This window comes from Bradyrhizobium genosp. SA-4 str. CB756 (assembly GCF_000473125.1).
GTDB lineage: Bacteria > Pseudomonadota > Alphaproteobacteria > Rhizobiales > Xanthobacteraceae > Bradyrhizobium > Bradyrhizobium arachidis.
This window is the reverse complement of record NZ_KI421499.1, coordinates 8,705,994-8,720,427: the sequence shown is the minus strand read 5'-3', so window position 1 is coordinate 8,720,427 and position 14,434 is coordinate 8,705,994. Positions and strand designations below refer to the sequence as shown.

At 65.1% G+C, this 14,434-nt stretch carries 17 protein-coding genes; 10 read left to right on the top strand and 7 right to left on the bottom strand.

Features of this window, described 5'->3' with window-relative positions; genetic code table 11:
- The first annotated feature begins 34 nt into the window (after nt 1-34).
- Nucleotides 35-1,585, top strand: a complete 1,551-nt coding sequence (locus BRAGE_RS0142065) for a winged helix-turn-helix domain-containing protein (RefSeq protein ID WP_027562004.1) — start codon at nt 35-37, stop codon at nt 1,583-1,585.
- 46 nt (nt 1,586-1,631) lie between these two features.
- Here the strand turns inward: BRAGE_RS0142065 and BRAGE_RS0142060 are convergent, their stop codons facing one another.
- The 4 genes from BRAGE_RS0142060 to BRAGE_RS0142045 all read right to left on the bottom strand — a co-directional run bounded on the left by BRAGE_RS0142060 (nt 1,632) and on the right by BRAGE_RS0142045 (nt 4,728).
- Nucleotides 1,632-2,471, bottom strand: a complete 840-nt coding sequence (locus tag BRAGE_RS0142060; RefSeq protein ID WP_159073947.1) for an alpha/beta fold hydrolase — start codon at nt 2,469-2,471, stop codon at nt 1,632-1,634.
- A 79-nt stretch (nt 2,472-2,550) separates the two neighbouring features.
- A complete protein-coding gene (locus BRAGE_RS0142055) occupies nt 2,551-3,120 on the bottom strand; it encodes a DUF2147 domain-containing protein (protein WP_027562002.1) in 570 nt (189 codons plus the stop codon).
- 32 nt (nt 3,121-3,152) lie between these two features.
- A complete protein-coding gene (locus BRAGE_RS0142050) occupies nt 3,153-3,809 on the bottom strand; it encodes a DUF3313 domain-containing protein (protein WP_027562001.1) in 657 nt (218 codons plus the stop codon).
- Nucleotides 3,810-4,089: 280 nt separating this feature from the next.
- The gene (locus BRAGE_RS0142045) at nt 4,090-4,728 is read right to left on the bottom strand and encodes a TetR/AcrR family transcriptional regulator (RefSeq protein ID WP_027562000.1); all 639 of its coding nucleotides are present in this window, start codon (nt 4,726-4,728) and stop codon (nt 4,090-4,092) included.
- 216 nt (nt 4,729-4,944) lie between these two features.
- On the opposite strand from BRAGE_RS0142045, the gene BRAGE_RS0142040 reads away from it, so the two are divergent.
- The 4 genes from BRAGE_RS0142040 (at nt 4,945) to BRAGE_RS0142025 (ending at nt 10,143) form a co-directional block, all read left to right on the top strand.
- The gene (locus tag BRAGE_RS0142040; protein ID WP_027561999.1) at nt 4,945-6,495 is read left to right on the top strand and encodes an ABC transporter substrate-binding protein; all 1,551 of its coding nucleotides are present in this window, start codon (nt 4,945-4,947) and stop codon (nt 6,493-6,495) included.
- A 218-nt stretch (nt 6,496-6,713) separates the two neighbouring features.
- Nucleotides 6,714-7,685 (top strand): ABC transporter permease, encoded by a 972-nt coding sequence (locus BRAGE_RS0142035; protein WP_027561998.1) that lies wholly within the window; start codon nt 6,714-6,716, stop codon nt 7,683-7,685.
- Entirely contained in the window at nt 7,682-8,521 is an 840-nt protein-coding gene (locus tag BRAGE_RS0142030; RefSeq protein WP_027561997.1) for an ABC transporter permease, read from the top strand. Before BRAGE_RS0142035 ends, BRAGE_RS0142030 begins: the two co-directional genes overlap by 4 nt.
- Before the next feature lie 2 nt (nt 8,522-8,523).
- Nucleotides 8,524-10,143, top strand: a complete 1,620-nt coding sequence (locus BRAGE_RS0142025; RefSeq protein WP_027561996.1) for an ABC transporter ATP-binding protein — start codon at nt 8,524-8,526, stop codon at nt 10,141-10,143.
- Between the two features lie 15 nt (nt 10,144-10,158).
- Here the strand turns inward: BRAGE_RS0142025 and BRAGE_RS58120 are convergent, their stop codons facing one another.
- Nucleotides 10,159-10,428: a hypothetical protein gene (locus BRAGE_RS58120; RefSeq protein ID WP_084334632.1), complete on the bottom strand. Its 270-nt coding sequence runs from the start codon at nt 10,426-10,428 to the stop codon at nt 10,159-10,161.
- Between the two features lie 291 nt (nt 10,429-10,719).
- Here BRAGE_RS58120 and BRAGE_RS55460 point away from each other — a divergent pair, with 291 nt between their 5' ends.
- The 3 genes from BRAGE_RS55460 to BRAGE_RS0142010 all read left to right on the top strand — a co-directional run bounded on the left by BRAGE_RS55460 (nt 10,720) and on the right by BRAGE_RS0142010 (nt 12,185).
- The gene (locus BRAGE_RS55460) at nt 10,720-10,896 is read left to right on the top strand and encodes a hypothetical protein (RefSeq protein ID WP_156950906.1); all 177 of its coding nucleotides are present in this window, start codon (nt 10,720-10,722) and stop codon (nt 10,894-10,896) included.
- Entirely contained in the window at nt 10,893-11,102 is a 210-nt protein-coding gene (locus tag BRAGE_RS0142015) for a hypothetical protein (RefSeq protein ID WP_027561994.1), read from the top strand. Before BRAGE_RS55460 ends, BRAGE_RS0142015 begins: the two co-directional genes overlap by 4 nt.
- 153 nt (nt 11,103-11,255) lie before the next feature.
- Entirely contained in the window at nt 11,256-12,185 is a 930-nt protein-coding gene (locus BRAGE_RS0142010; protein WP_027561993.1) for an AEC family transporter, read from the top strand.
- Nucleotides 12,186-12,197: 12 nt separating this feature from the next.
- Here the strand turns inward: BRAGE_RS0142010 and BRAGE_RS0142005 are convergent, their stop codons facing one another.
- Both BRAGE_RS0142005 and BRAGE_RS51050 read right to left on the bottom strand, forming a co-directional pair.
- Nucleotides 12,198-12,482, bottom strand: a complete 285-nt coding sequence (locus BRAGE_RS0142005; protein WP_027561992.1) for a hypothetical protein — start codon at nt 12,480-12,482, stop codon at nt 12,198-12,200.
- A gap of 41 nt (nt 12,483-12,523) precedes the next feature.
- Nucleotides 12,524-13,288: an ArsR/SmtB family transcription factor gene (locus BRAGE_RS51050; RefSeq protein WP_051378605.1), complete on the bottom strand. Its 765-nt coding sequence runs from the start codon at nt 13,286-13,288 to the stop codon at nt 12,524-12,526.
- A 115-nt stretch (nt 13,289-13,403) separates the two neighbouring features.
- Here BRAGE_RS51050 and BRAGE_RS0141995 point away from each other — a divergent pair, with 115 nt between their 5' ends.
- A complete protein-coding gene (locus BRAGE_RS0141995; RefSeq protein WP_027561991.1) occupies nt 13,404-13,808 on the top strand; it encodes a RidA family protein in 405 nt (134 codons plus the stop codon).
- Nucleotides 13,809-13,892: 84 nt separating this feature from the next.
- A complete protein-coding gene (locus BRAGE_RS0141990; RefSeq protein WP_027561990.1) occupies nt 13,893-14,213 on the top strand; it encodes a hypothetical protein in 321 nt (106 codons plus the stop codon).
- Nucleotides 14,214-14,434: the final 221 nt, after the last annotated feature.

Sequence of the window (14,434 nt, the reverse complement as noted above, 5' to 3'; positions counted from 1 at the left end):
GACGACTTTGATTTTTGCTTGAGACGACAGAAACGTGCGATTCCTCTTTGAAAACAACGTGCTCGACGGCGACCTGCGGGAACTGACCTGTGACGGCGCAGCCGTGCCGCTGCAGCCGCAGGTGTTCGATCTGCTGCTTTATCTGGTCGCGCAGCGCGCCCGCGTCGTCACCAAGGATGACCTGATCAGCGCGATCTGGAGCGACCGAATCGTCTCGGATTCCGCACTGAACAGCCGGATCAACGCCGCGCGCAAGGCGATTGGCGACGACGGTGCGGCGCAGCGGCTGATCAAGACCATCCCGCGCAAGGGCTTCCGTTTCGTCGGCGAGGTCCGGGAGGAATCGGCGGCGCCATCGGCGCCGGCCGAGCCCGCCCCCGCCCGGCCGCGCACTGCTGCGGACCGGCCGGCGATCGCGGTGCTGGCCTTCGAGAACATGAGCGGCGATCCCGCGCAGGACTATTTCGGCGACGGCATCAGCGAGGACATCCTCACCGCGCTGTCGAAACAGCGCTGGTTCATGGTGATCGCCCGCAACTCGTCCTTCACCTACAAGGGACGCGCGGTCCATATCAGGCAGATTGCCGAGGAACTCGGCGTCCGCTACGTCGTCGAAGGCAGCGTGCGCAAGGCCGACACTCGCGTGCGCATCACCGCGCAGCTCAACGATGCCGCGTCGGGCAGCCATCTCTGGGCCGAGCGCTACGATCGCGAGCTGGTCGACGTCTTCGCCGTGCAGGACGAGATCACCAACGCGATCGCCGCGGCGATCGAGCCGCAGATCCACGCGGCCGAGAATTTCCGCAACCGGCGCAAGCCGCCCGCGAGCCTGGACGCCTGGGACCTCCTGATGCGGGCGCTGTCGCATTACTGGCGGGTGACGCGGCAGGATCACGAGGCCGCGCAGGCGCTGCTCGAGCGCGCGGTCGGGATCGATCCGAACTACGGCCAGGCATTGTCGGTGCTGGCGGCCAACCACATGTTCGGCGTGCATCTCGGCTGGGCCGAACTTGCCAGTGTGGCGCCGGCCGCGGAGGCCGCCGCGCTCAGTGCGGTGCGCTGCGACCACGAGGATGCCTGGGCGCATGCCGCGCTCGGCAGCGTGTTCTTCTCGACCCGCAGGCTTTCGAACGCGCTGTCCGAGTTCGAGCAGGCGCTCGCGCTCAATCCGAACTTCTCGCTGGCGCAGGGCTATTACGCGCTGGCGCTGTCCTATGCCGGACGCTCACGGGACTCGTTCGACGCGGCGCAGCGGGCGATCCGGCTTTCGCCGCGCGATCCATCGCTGGCGATCTATCACGGCATCGCCGGCTATGCCCGCTTCACCGAGCGGCACTATGACGAGGCCATCGCGCTCGCGCGCGAGGCGATCCGCTACCGCGGCGACCTCACCGGCGCCTACCGCGTGCTCGCGGTATCCGCCGGCATGATCGGCGACAGCGCGCTGGCGGAGAGCGCGTTGGGCGAGCTGCGCCGCACCCAGCCGGGCATCTCGCTGCACTGGATCGCGACGCAGCTGCCCTGGGCCACCGAGGCCGACCGCGAGCATTATCTGGAAGGGTTCCGGCGAGCGGGGTTGCGGTGAGGCACCCTCCCTTACCCTCCTCCTCCGGGGGAGGGTAAGGTCGCACTCACACCTCCGACGCAAACGCGTCGAGCAGCGCGTTGAAGGCGTCGGCCTTCTCCCATTGGGTGGAATGGCCGGCGCCGGCGACGATCTGGACTGCGCTGCGCCACAGCGTCGGCGCGGTCAGGCGCTGGAGATAGCCGAGACCGACGATCTGCTCCTCGCTGCCCTGCACGATCGCCAGCGGAACCTTCAGGTTGCGGACAATCTCGATCTCGTCGGCGAGGCCGCCTCCTTGTGCGACGGCGCCAAGGCAGGCGCGGGCATTGCCGTCGGTCCTGCGAAAATCCTCAACAACGAAATCGGGCACCGGCGCATAGCCGGGCGCAAAGGCCGTATGCACCCATTCCGCGATCTGGGCCTCGGTCGGCGCAGCCGTGAAGGCGGTGGGCGAGAGGTTCTTAAATCCGGCAAAACCCTGCGGTCCGCTGCCGACCGGCGGCGTGCCGAAGATCATCAGGCCCGCGGCCATGGGCAGCAAGGCTGCCGCGTTGAGCACGGCGTGACCACCAAGGCTCCAGCCGACGACCACCGCATTCCTGAGATTGAGCTCGTGCGCCACGGCCGCGATCGCCGTAGCATAGCCACGGCCGGAATAATCGTTCGCGGGGTTTGGCGGCGGCGAGGACTGACCATGTCCGGGCAGATCGATCGCGATGATGCGGTACTTGGTCCCGAGCGGGCCCTGCAACTGCTTCTGCCAGATGTGCGACGAGGAGGAATTGCCGTGGATGAGGAGGATCGGACGCCCCTCACCTGCGCTTTCAAAACCCGCGATGGTCTGCGCGCCGATCTTCAAGTGCAAGGGGCGCAATTCTGGGTTCGGAAACGGCTGGTCGCTCATATTGCCCCCCGGCATGGTTCTCGATGTTGATTGCGAACCAATCTGGCATGCCGGACCCAACAGCGCCACCGCAGGTCCGCTACTTCGCCTTTACCTGGATCGGCTTCGGCGCCGGCACAGCGGCCCATTCCTTGTCCGCGCGGGGGCCGTTGAGATCACCGGTCAGGCCGACGAGCTGGCCGGGCAGCACGTCGAGCGTCTGCTGCCAGGTCTGGGTCTGGCACAGGAACTTTATGAGACAGCCCTTGAGCTTGAGGCGGTCGGAAGACTCGCGCCAGAGCGAGACCGAATAGAACTTGCCGTCTTCGGCATTATAGATTTCGCCGGCAAACCGTCCCTCGGCCGTCGCCTGCAGGCCCATGATGAGCTGATGACCGAGCAGCGCGCGGGCACGCTGGTCGGGATCCGGATTCTGGCTGTCGCGATAGGGCTGGCCGCGCTTGTCGGCCGGCTCCTTCATCCAGACGATGAAGCCGCAGATGCGATCGCGCGAGGGACCGCAGCGCTCGAGCCGGATGCGGGCGCGGCCGTCCTCGACCAGCCAGGTGCCGCTCGGATCAGGCGGCGCGGCGGCGCCGGCGCGGCCGCCAAAAGCCATCAGGACGATCGTGATCACGATGCGCAGCACGAAACGAAGCAAGAAATTCATCAATGGCACCTTTCGTTGGATGGGTCGCAGCGTCAGTTCAGTTGCGTCATCAGCGCGTCGGCGCCCTTGTCGAGGCCGGCGGTAGCGGCCGCGAGCGCACCTGCGGTGGCCTTGATGTCGTAGGCGCCGGGATATTGCTTGGTGACGTAGGCGCTGATCAGCCTGGAGGTCGTGGCGTCGAAGATCTCGACGCCGTAGATGACCGAGCCGGTCAGCATGCCCTCGCCGTCGCGCGCGGCCTGCACGCCGTTATAAACCGCGCCGGCCATGTCGAAGCGGGAGAGTGTACCCAGCACCGGCGTGTTGGTGACGGCGCCGGTGAGCGTCAGCCTGATCCGCAGCGTGTTCGGCCCGCGCTCGCGCACCAGCGCGAAGCGGCCGCGCAGCCGGTCGGCGAAGCAATTCTGCATGTAGGCGGCGAGCGTCGCCTTGTCCTTGTTGGACATGTCGCCGAACTGGTGATCCTTGCCGCGATAGATCAGGACCGGATCGAGGATCACTTTATTATAGGCGCGCCAGTCGACCGGCGTGGAATAGCGATAGGGCACACGCCCGTCCGACTTGTCCGGCGCCATGTAGGCCGACGACGCCATTTCAGAATAGGGCACCGGCGCGACCGTGGCGCAGCCGGCTGCGGCCGCGCAAAGCACCAGCGTTCCCAGACCGCGCAACGCGATCGAGCGATCCATTCCAGACTCCTCTAGCGGCTTTTGTGAAAGGCCGATTTTGAACAAGGCCTTAGGAAAGACTCGGTGACCGCAGCCGCGTATGGGACCAGACGCGGCTGCGGCGCTCACCATCGCCGGCCCGGGGCTTCGTCCGGGGCCAATTCGGAAGCCCCGGGTCGTCTCAGTGTTTCGATTTATAAAACCGACCAGTTGGTTTGTAAAGCCGCGAAATGACAGCCTGACGCATTTGGCCGCAGGCGCGGCTTTGTGCAGGTCATGGCAAGGTTTCGTTAACGATGAATCAGGCGCGCTTGCGCCGGGTTGCGGCCTTTGCCGCCGATGGCGCGGCGGATTTGGTGCTGCGCGTAGTGGCCGGCTGCTCGAGGCCGGTCCATTGCGCGTCATCGAGCAGACGCGCGAACAGCCGCTGGTGCTCGTCCTTGCCGAGCGGCGACATGCCGAACAGCGAGCTCAGCAGCAGCCCCATCGCGCCGGCCCAGCGCAGCATCGCTAAATCGGGATCGGCGGCCTCGTCCCTGATCGCCGCCATCCGCTCCATCTCGCGCTCGCGCGGCAGCGCCATCAGGCGGGGATTCTCGACCATGGCCGCAACCAGCGCCAGCGCGGCGGAATTCGGCGAGGTCGCGGCTTCGCGCACGGTGGCAAGCTGGGTCGCCAGATTGGGATTGGCGGAGGTCTTGCTTACCTTCGCCATGTAGGCTGTCGAGAATTCCTCGAAATGCGCCATCTGCCGCTCGAGCAACGCCTTCAGCACCGCCTCCTTGGTGCGGAACTGATGCATCACGCCGCCCTTGCTGAGGCCGCTCTCGCGCGCGATCGCGTCGAGCGTCAGCCGGCCGGGGCCGTCGCGCGCAATGATCGCGATGGCCGCTTCGAGCGCGGCATTGCGGGATCGTTCGGAGCGGGTGGCGTTGTCCATGGCCGACTTGTCTCCGTGACAAGACAATGAATCAAGTGAAAACGGGACGCGCTGTACATTTTTTGTGCGAACGCTGTCGAGACTTTCATCTTGCGGCGCCGAACGGGACTGTGTGAGCCTCGATATTGGATGGGGACTGGGATGGGCCGGCCGCGGCTTCGCGCGCGAGGACGTTGCGAAGCATCTGCGGCTGGTCTCGCTTGAGAAAGATACGACATGCCAAAACGAGTGTTGCTTGGTCTCCTCCTGGCTTGCGGCCTCATGGCCCCGGCCCTGGCGCAAGAGCCGAAGACAGGAGGCGTGATCAACGCCGTGATCCAGCCCGAGCCGCCCGGCCTGATGCTAGCGATGATCCAGAACGGTCCGACCCAGATGGTGTCGGGCAACATCTTCGAGGGCCTTTTGCGCTACAGCCCCAAGCTCGAGCCGCAGCCGGAGCTCGCCGAAAGCTGGAGCGTCAGCGAGGACGCCAAGACCTACACCTTCAAGCTCAGGAAGGGCGTGACATGGCATGACGGCAAGCCCTTCACCGCCGCCGACGTTCTGTTCTCGATCGAGATGCTGAAGCAGACGCATGCGCGTGCCCGCACCAATCTGGCGCAGGTCGACAAAGTCGAGGCGCCGGACGACTACACGGTGGTGTTCACGCTGAAGCAGCCGTTCGGCCCGTTCCTCGGAATCTTCGAGGTCGGCTCGATGCCGATGGTGCCGAAGCATCTCTATGAAGGCACCGACTTCAAGACCAATCCCTACAACAACGCGCCTGTCGGCACCGGTCCCTTCATGTTCAAGGAATGGCAGAAGGGCTCGTTCATCCGGCTGGTCAAGAACCCGAACTATTACGAGAAGGGCAAACCCTACATCGACGAGATCTACTGGCAGATCATTCCCGACGCGGCCGCGCGCTCCGTGGCCTATGAGACCGGCAAGGTCGACGTGCTGCCCGGCGGCTCGGTCGAGAATTTCGACGTGCCGCGGCTGTCCAAGCTGAAGGACACCTGCGTCACCGGCGCCGGCTGGGAGTTCTTCTCGCCGCTGGCCTGGCTGTGGCTCAACAATCGCCAGGGTCCGCTCGCCGACAAGCGGGTGCGGCAGGCGATCATGTTTGCGATCGACCGTGATTTCGCCAAGGATGTGATCTGGAACGGGCTCGGCAAGGTCGCGACGGGCCCTTCGTCTTCGGCCATCAAATATTACACCGACGACGTGAAGAAGTACCCGTACGATCCGGCCAAGGCCAAGGCGCTGCTGAAGGAAGCCGGCTACAAGGGCGAGAAGATCCGCCTCTTGCCGCTCGCCTATGGCGAGACCTGGCAGCGCTGGGGTGAAGCGGTGAAGCAGAACCTCCAGGACGTCGGCATGAACATCGAAACCATCGCCACCGACGTTGCCGGCGGCAACCAGAAGATCGGCGACTGGGATTACGACATCGCCTTCACGTATCTCTACCAGTATGGCGATCCCGCGCTCGGCGTCGGCCGCAACTATATCTCCAGCAACATCGCGAAGGGACAGATCTTCAACAACGTCGAGGGCTACGTGAACCCGGAGATCGACAAGCTGTTCGCCGACGGCGCGATCGCAACGCCGGACTCGAAGCGCAAGGAGATCTATGAGAAGGCGCAAAAAATCCTGGTCGAGGACGTGCCGGTGGCCTGGATGCTCGAGCTGCAATTCCCGACCATCACGCGCTGCAAGGTCAAGAACCTGATCACCACGGGGATCGGGGTCAATGACGGCTTCAAGGACGCATGGCTCGACAAGTGATGAGCCTCTTACCTCTCCCCGCCTGCGGGGAGAGGTCAACACGCCCCGAGCGATGCGAAGCATCGTCTCGCGCGTGGCGGATGAGGGGGGTACAGGTCCATGAGCATACTCATGCGTGGAGAGAAGCCCCTCACCCCAACCCTCTCCCCGCAAGCGCGGGGCGAGGGAGCACACTGCCCCAGTCGCTCCTGGACACCTCACCAAGATGACTTTCTAAGATGCTCTCCTTCGTTGCCCAGCGTGTCCTCAAGGGCGTGATCGTCCTGCTCGCGATCGTCGTCCTCAATTTCTTCCTGATCCGCCTTGCGCCCGGCGATCCCGCGGTCGTGATGGCGGGCGAAGCCGGAGCCAGCGACCAGGTCTTCGTCAAGCAGCTCCGCGAAAAGTTCGGCCTCGACAAGCCGCTGCCCGAGCAGCTCTTCATCTACGTCAAGGGCGTCGTCTCCCTCGACCTCGGCTTCTCCTTCCGCCAGCAGGCGCCGGTCGCAAAGCTGATCGGCGAGCGGCTACCGGCGACGCTGCTGCTGACGCTGACGGCGTTCGCAATCTCACTCGCGCTCGGCGTTCTCTTCGGCACCTTCGCCGCGCGCTTTGCCGGGACCTTCCTCGATACGGCGATCACCGTGTTCGCGCTGATCTTCTATGCCATGCCGATCTTCTGGGTGGCGCTGATGGGCATCCTCTTGTTCTCGGTCACCATGGATTGGCTGCCGAGCTTCGGTTACGAGACGGTCGGCGCCAACTACACCGGGCTTGCCCATGCGGTCGACGTCGCAAAGCACCTGATCATGCCGGCGATGACGCTCGGCCTGTTCTTCATGGCGACCTACACCCGCATGACGCGCGCCTCGATGCTAGAGGTCAAGCGGCTCGACTTCGTCAAGACGGCGCGTGCGAAAGGCCTCTCCGATGCCGTGATCCAGCGCCGTCATGTGCTGCGCAACGCGCTGCTGCCGGTCGTGACGCTGGCCGGCGTGCATTCCGGCACGTTGATCGGCGGCGCCGTCATCACCGAGACCGTGTTCGCCTGGCCCGGCATCGGGCGCCTGATGTACGACGCGCTGCTGCAGCGCGACTACAACCTCCTGCTCGGCGTCTTCGTGATCTGCTCCGCCATGGTGCTGATCTTCAACCTCATCACCGACCTGGTCTATCGCCTGGTCGACCCGCGCATCGAATTCGCCTCATGAAACAGTTCTGGAAATCGATGCTGAGAAGCCCGAGCGGCGTCATCGGGCTCGTCATCCTCCTCTTCGCGATCTCGGTCGCGGTGTTCGGACCGATGCTGTTCCCGAACTCGCCCTGGCGCATGGTGCAGCGGCCGTTTCTGCCGCCGTTCACGCTCTCGACCGTGCCGCTCGGGACCGACGCGCTCGGCCGCGACGTGTTCGCCGGCATGATCTTTGGCGCCCGCGTCTCGCTGCTGGTGGGGCTCGTCTCCACGCTGGTCGCACTCGTCGTCGGCGTGCCCATCGGCGCCATGGCCGGCTATTTCGGCGGCAAGGTCGACGACGCCCTGATGCGCTTCACCGAATTCTTCCAGACCATCCCGAGCTTCGCGCTCGCGATCGTGCTGGTCGCGATCCTGCAGCCCTCGATCTATTCGATCGTGGCCTCGATCGCGGTGGTGAGCTGGCCGCCGGTCGCCCGCCTCGTGCGCGGCGAAGTGCTGTCGTTGCGCACGCGCGAATATGTCCAGGCCGCAATCGTTACAGGCCAGAGCAACAGCTGGATCATCCTGCGCGAGATTCTGCCGAATGCGCTGTCGCCGGTGATCGTGCTGGCTTCGCTCATGGTGGCGACCGCGATCCTGCTGGAATCCTCGCTGGCGTTCCTCGGCCTTGGCGATCCCAACCTGATCTCCTGGGGCTACATGGTCGGCGCCGGCCGCACCGTGATCCGCCAGGCCTGGTGGATCACGGTGTTTCCCGGCGTCGCGATCCTGATCTCGGTGCTCGGCCTCAATCTGATCGGCGAAGGCCTTAATGACGCGCTCAATCCGCGCCTGTCGCGGGAGGGACGCTGATGATGACCGCCCCGCCCGCCGTCTCCATCAAGAACTTGCGCATCGCGCTGCCCAAGGGCGCCGAGCGTCCCTTCGCCGTCGACGGCGTTTCGCTGGACTTGCGGCCTGGCAAGATCGTCTGCGTCGTCGGCGAATCCGGCTCCGGCAAGTCGATGTGCGCGCATGCGCTGATGGGCCTGTTGCCGGACACTGTCTCGGTCACATCAGGTGAGATCCAGTTCGAAGGCCGCGACCTGCTCAAGCTCGATGACGACGACTGGCGCGATCTGCGCGGCCGCCGGCTCGCGATGATCTTTCAGGAGCCGATGACCGCGCTCAATCCGTTGATGCGGATTGGCGACCAGATGGCGGAGATGTTCGAGGCCCACGGCCTACTGACGCCAAAGGAGCGGCGCGCGAAGGCATTGTCGCTGGCGCGGGAGGTCGGCCTGCCGGACCCTGAAAGAATCGTGCGCGCCTATCCGCACCAGCTCTCCGGCGGCCAACGCCAGCGCGCCATGATCGCGATGGCGCTGGCGCTCGAGCCGGCCGTGCTGGTCGCGGACGAGCCGACCACCGCGCTCGACGTCACCACGCAGGCGCAAATCCTGAAGCTGATCCGCAACCTCCAGCGTAACCGCAACATGGCGGTGATGTTCATCACCCATGACTTTGGCGTCGTCGCCGACATCGCCGATCAAGTGGTGGTTCTCAGGCACGGCAAGGTCGTCGAGGAAGGCCCCGCCGCGACCGTCTTCAACGAGCCGCAACACGACTACACCAAGGCGCTGCTTGCCGCCGTGCCGTCGATGGACCCGCCGGCGCGCGCGCCCCTCGACGACCAGGCACGGGCCGTCGAGGTGATTGGGCTGGACAAGACCTACGTCACCTCGGGCGGCTGGTTTCGCGAGGATCGCCGCGTCGATGCCGCGCGCGCCGTCAATTTCAACATCCTCAAGGGCGAGACGCTCGGCCTCGTTGGCGAATCCGGGTCCGGCAAATCGTCGGTCGCGCGGCTGGTGATGCGGCTGATCGAGGCCGACCGCGGCACGGTGCGGATCGGCGAGACCGACCTCACACAGCTCTCGGGCAAGGCGCTGCGCACCGAGCGCCATCGCATCCAGATGATCTTCCAGGATCCGTTCGCCTCGCTCAATCCGCGCCGCAAGATCGGCCACATCATCGCCGACGGGCCGATCGCGGCCGGCACCGATTCCAACATCGCGTTCGACCGCGCCCGCGATCTCCTCAAGATGGTCGGCTTGGACGCCGGCGCGCTCGAACGCTATCCGCACGAATTCTCCGGCGGCCAGCGCCAGCGCATCGGAATTGCGCGCGCGCTCGCGCTCGAGCCCGAGATCATCGTCGCGGACGAAGCCGTCTCCGCCCTCGACGTCTCCGTGCAGGCGCAAGTCTTGAAGCTGCTCGAAGATCTCAAGGCGCGCCTCGGCCTCTCGATGCTGTTCATCACCCACGACTTACGCGTCGCGGCTCAAATCTGCGACCGCATCGCGGTGATGCAACGCGGCGCCATCGTCGAGCTGAAGCCGACCGCGCAGCTCTTCGCCGCGCCGGAGCATCCCTATACGCGCGAGCTGCTCGCGGCGGTGCCTGGACGGAAGGAGCGTGCGCCGGCAGCGTAACGCCGCAAATCGCGGCTATCGTTTGGCCGGAGGGTTCGTATTGTTCCAGTTGGGGACCGAGTTGGTCACACCGACGGACGGCTGGTTAGACGTTCCGACCGATGGCGCGGTGACCGTTCCGGTAGTTTGTCCCGAACTTCCGTATGTGCCCTGTTGTGCCGGCACGCCCGGGCTGAGCCGCGTGTTGCTTTGTGAGCCCGCCGACGTCTGGGCGCTTGCGGCGAGCGGCACCGCCGCCAATCCAAGTGTGAGAAGTGTGGCGATAGCGCGTCTTGTTCTTGTCATGACTGATCCTTTCGAACGCGTTCCCTTGATCGTTCAGGTCGAACCGCTCGTGCATTGAACGACTGTACAACTACACGCCCGCGAAAATGTGCCGCGGCACGCCATCACGATGCCGGAAGCGGCTAATGCGGCGTGAGGCGGGACGTCGCTGAGGTATTACGTTCCGCTTAGGAACGGATCGGTCACGGGCTTTTTATCCCTTGTGACCGCCTGCACCGCTGCAAAGACGAACCTGCATCCCATATCCCGATGGAATGATTTCCATCATCTGATGATGGATCGAGGATCATATTGGAGGCCGACATGGGCCAGGTTATTCAGTTTGTGTCAAAGTCGGAGCGCGAACGTCTTCGCCTCATCCAGGAAGCGCGCGCGATTTACGACAGCATTTTCCCGCCGGCTGATCCGGCCGGCGATCAGTCGAGCGGAGCCAATGCGCGCCAGAGCGACAGGGGCAACCTCGCATGATCAAGATCATCGCCGTGCTTTGCAGCCTCGCCTCTCCGACCAATTGTCACGAGCAGCTCGTGACCAGCTCGGACTTTGCGCAGGTCTCGGTGCAATCCTGCCTGATGGGCGCGCCGCAGCTCGCCGAATGGATGAACCAGCATCCGGCCGAACGGCTCGCCGCATGGCGCTGCGTGATCGGTCAACAGAACGGCCGGGGCATTTAAGCGCGCGGCCGCTTTCCCGAACGGTCCGGCCCGGCGGGCCGTCAGGGCTGATATAACCGACGATCTTTCGAGCCAGGAACGGCTCGAACACGGTGACGACAATCCATTGCCGGAGTAACCTCTCCTGCGCCATTGGCAGCAGGGGGAAATCGGATGGAGGTCGCCAGCCTCGTTCTTCCCGTATTCGCGATCATCGTCACCGGGTGGCTCGCCGGCGAGCTCGGCTATCTCTCGCGCTCGCTCGCCGATGCGCTGGTGCATTTCGCCTACAACGTGGCGATGCCGGCACTGCTGATCGTCACCATCGCCCAGGAGCCGGCGCGCAACCTGCTGGAATGGCGCTTCCTGCTCGCCTTCGGCGGCGGCTCCCTCGTCTGTTTCGCGCTGGTCTTCGTCGCTGTTCGCGGAAAGCATGATCTCGCCAGCAGCACGATCCATGGCATGGCGGCGGCGATGACCAATACCGGCTTCGTCGCGCTGCCGATCCTGCATGCGATCTACGGCCAGCCCGCCGTGCTGCCTGCCGCGGTGGCGACAGTGTTCGTGGCCGCCGTGATGTTTCCGATCACCGTCATCCTGCTGGAGCGGGACGCGCGCGGGCCTGCGCATTCCGCCGGCCTCGCAAGGCAGATCCTGCTCAATCCGATGGTGCTGTCGACCCTCATCGGGCTCGTCTGGTCGATCACGGGCTTGCCGATTCCAGCAGCCGTTGCGGCCTATCTGAACATGATCGCGGCCGCGCTCACACCGTGCGCGCTGTTTGCCATCGGCCTCGGCCTGTCGGTCGAAGGCCTTCGCTCGAACCTGAAGGCATCGTTCGCACTCGCCGCCGTCAAGCTGGTGATCATGCCGCTGCTCGTCTACGGGCTTTGCGTGATGCTGGGCCTCAACCCGCTCTACACGGTCGCCGCCGTCATCTGCGCGGCCGTGCCCACGGCCAAGACCGTGTATGTGCTGGCGCACGAGCACAAGGTCGAGGAGAGGCTGGTTGCGGCCACGGTCTCGGTCACGACGATGCTGTCGGTCGGAACGTTGCTGGTCGCGCTCTACCTGCTCTCGGGCCTCGCGACGGGACCGCGCTGATCCAGATCGGCCCTATCGGGTGGTGTTGCTCCAGGTCGGCACCGAATTGGTCACGCCGACCGACGGCCAGTTGTACGTTCCGATCGACGGCGCAGTGACCGTACCGACCGTCTGTCCGGACGAGCCGTAAGACGTCCCGGGCTGCGCGACCGGCGCGCCGACGCCACGATAGGTCGGGGCCACCACGCTGGTGCTGTAGTGCCGGCTGGACCGGTGCTTCTTCGCTTCAGCCGCATAGGGCGCGGCAAGCAGTCCGGTCGTGATGAGTGCGGCAATGGCGAATTTCATGCTGGTCATGGCTGATCCCTCGGTCGGTGGGAGCCCCTTGTGCCATGTGTTCATTCGCCGGCGGATGTCCATAGGCACGCGTTCATAACTCCGTGCGCGGGCGAATGCGCCGGACCGCGGCTGGCGCCAAGGTCGATGCCGAATGTCTTGGTTAGGCCGATCTGCCCGGCCGGCGTGATGCGCACGATCCGGCTGTCGCGGTCCCGCCTCAGCCAGCCGCGCTCGAGGCAGCAACGGTGGATCTCCGCACCGATGTGACCGGCAATGTGATAGCGACGCTCGCTCCAGTCGAGACAAGGCCGGCAGAAGATGCGCCGGCTCCCGGATTTCAGGGCCGGCGCCGCGCCGAACGCGGCGAGGAAGTCCGTCCCTGAAGCCGTCACCTCGCCGCCGTCATCGGTCAGGACAACGTGCCCTTTGGCGATGAGCGCGTCGGCGATGGCGACCCCGAGATAACCGGCCAGATGGTCATAGCAGGTGCGCGCGAAGCGAAGCCTGTCGTCGGTGAGCGAGCGTGGCTGGTGGCGCTGCGGAAGCTCGATGGCCGCGACCGCCTTGATACCCTCCAGCATTCTGGCAACGAGCGGCGAGGCGATGCGGTAGTAGCGGTTGCGGCGCTTCTGCGTCACGGCGAGCAGCCGAGCGCCGACCAGCTTGCCGAGATGTCCGCTGGCCGTCGATCGCGATATCCGCGCGCGCGAGGCGAGCTCGCTTGCGGTCAGCGCCTGCCCGCCCATCAGCGCCGCGAGCATCGTGGCCCGCGCGGTGTCGCCGACCAGCGCTGCCACCTCGACCATGTTTGCCGCTGCGACCATGGCGAGACGGTATCGCGGCGGCCTTCGCGCGACAACGGCAATGGTTTGGCGGCGGCCGAACCATTTGGCACTGCGCACACACTACGGTGGCCGTCCGCAATCCGGGAGAAGTCATATGAAGAGTCTCCGCGTGGAGCCGATATCGAGCTATCTGGAGCGCCGCCGCAAAGGCCCGATCTACCCGGTCGTCGTCGCCGGAGGCCTGGTCTATCTGTCCGGCCTGCCGCCGTTCGACCCTGACACGGGCGAGGTCAGGCTGCTGCCGTTCGCGCGGCAGGCCGAGATCGTGCTCGACCAGATGCAGCGCTGCCTGGAAGCGGCGGGGTCATCGCTGGCCGAGGTGATCAAGTGCAATGTCTACTGCACGCCCGATCCGGCTCATTTCGCCGCGTTCAACGAGGTCTACGCCCGTTACTTCCAGGACCATTCGCCTGCACGCATCTTCGTTCACGTGCCGTCGTGGCCAGGGCCGTTCGACGTCGAGGTCGATTGCATCGCCCTGGCAGGGCGCGATGGATGAGTTTGTCGCGGACAGCCGCCTTCGGATGGACCCGAATCAGCGCTAGTGCATTGCCTTCAGTGATGTCCCTGGACGAAAAGCAGCATGACCGGCGCCGAACTGAAGCAGCTCCGCAACGACCTCTCCGATGCCCTCGGACGGAAGCTCACCGCGGCCGATATGGCAAAGCTTTGCGGATTGCCGGAGAAGGGCGGCGCCGACACCATCCGGCGCTGGGAGGTGAGCGGGCCGTCGCCGTCTGCGACCAAGGTGCTCCGCGTGCTCGCGATGGCGAGCGAGCGCTATCCGATCATGGAGAAGTTCGACATCTTCGATCGTCACGACGTGCGCGAGGAAGACCGGCCGGCCAGGCGCGCCGCGTTCCGCGAGCAGATGCGTGACGAAGCGCGGCGGCGTCTTGGTTAACGAAAGCCGCGCGAAGGTTGCTCGATCGGCTGTGAATTAAGCCTTCCTTCAGCATTTCTTAAGCCGCCATTAAGCACGAAAATCATTTGCAACCCAATACGTTAGGTTGGGTGCCGCTGTGCCACGGATGTGACAGCATTTTCGACAAAAGCGAGCTATCTGCAAAACCAACGCGGCGCGGACAGCGCGCCTGCCGGGGACCTTTAGTGTTGGAGTTTGGA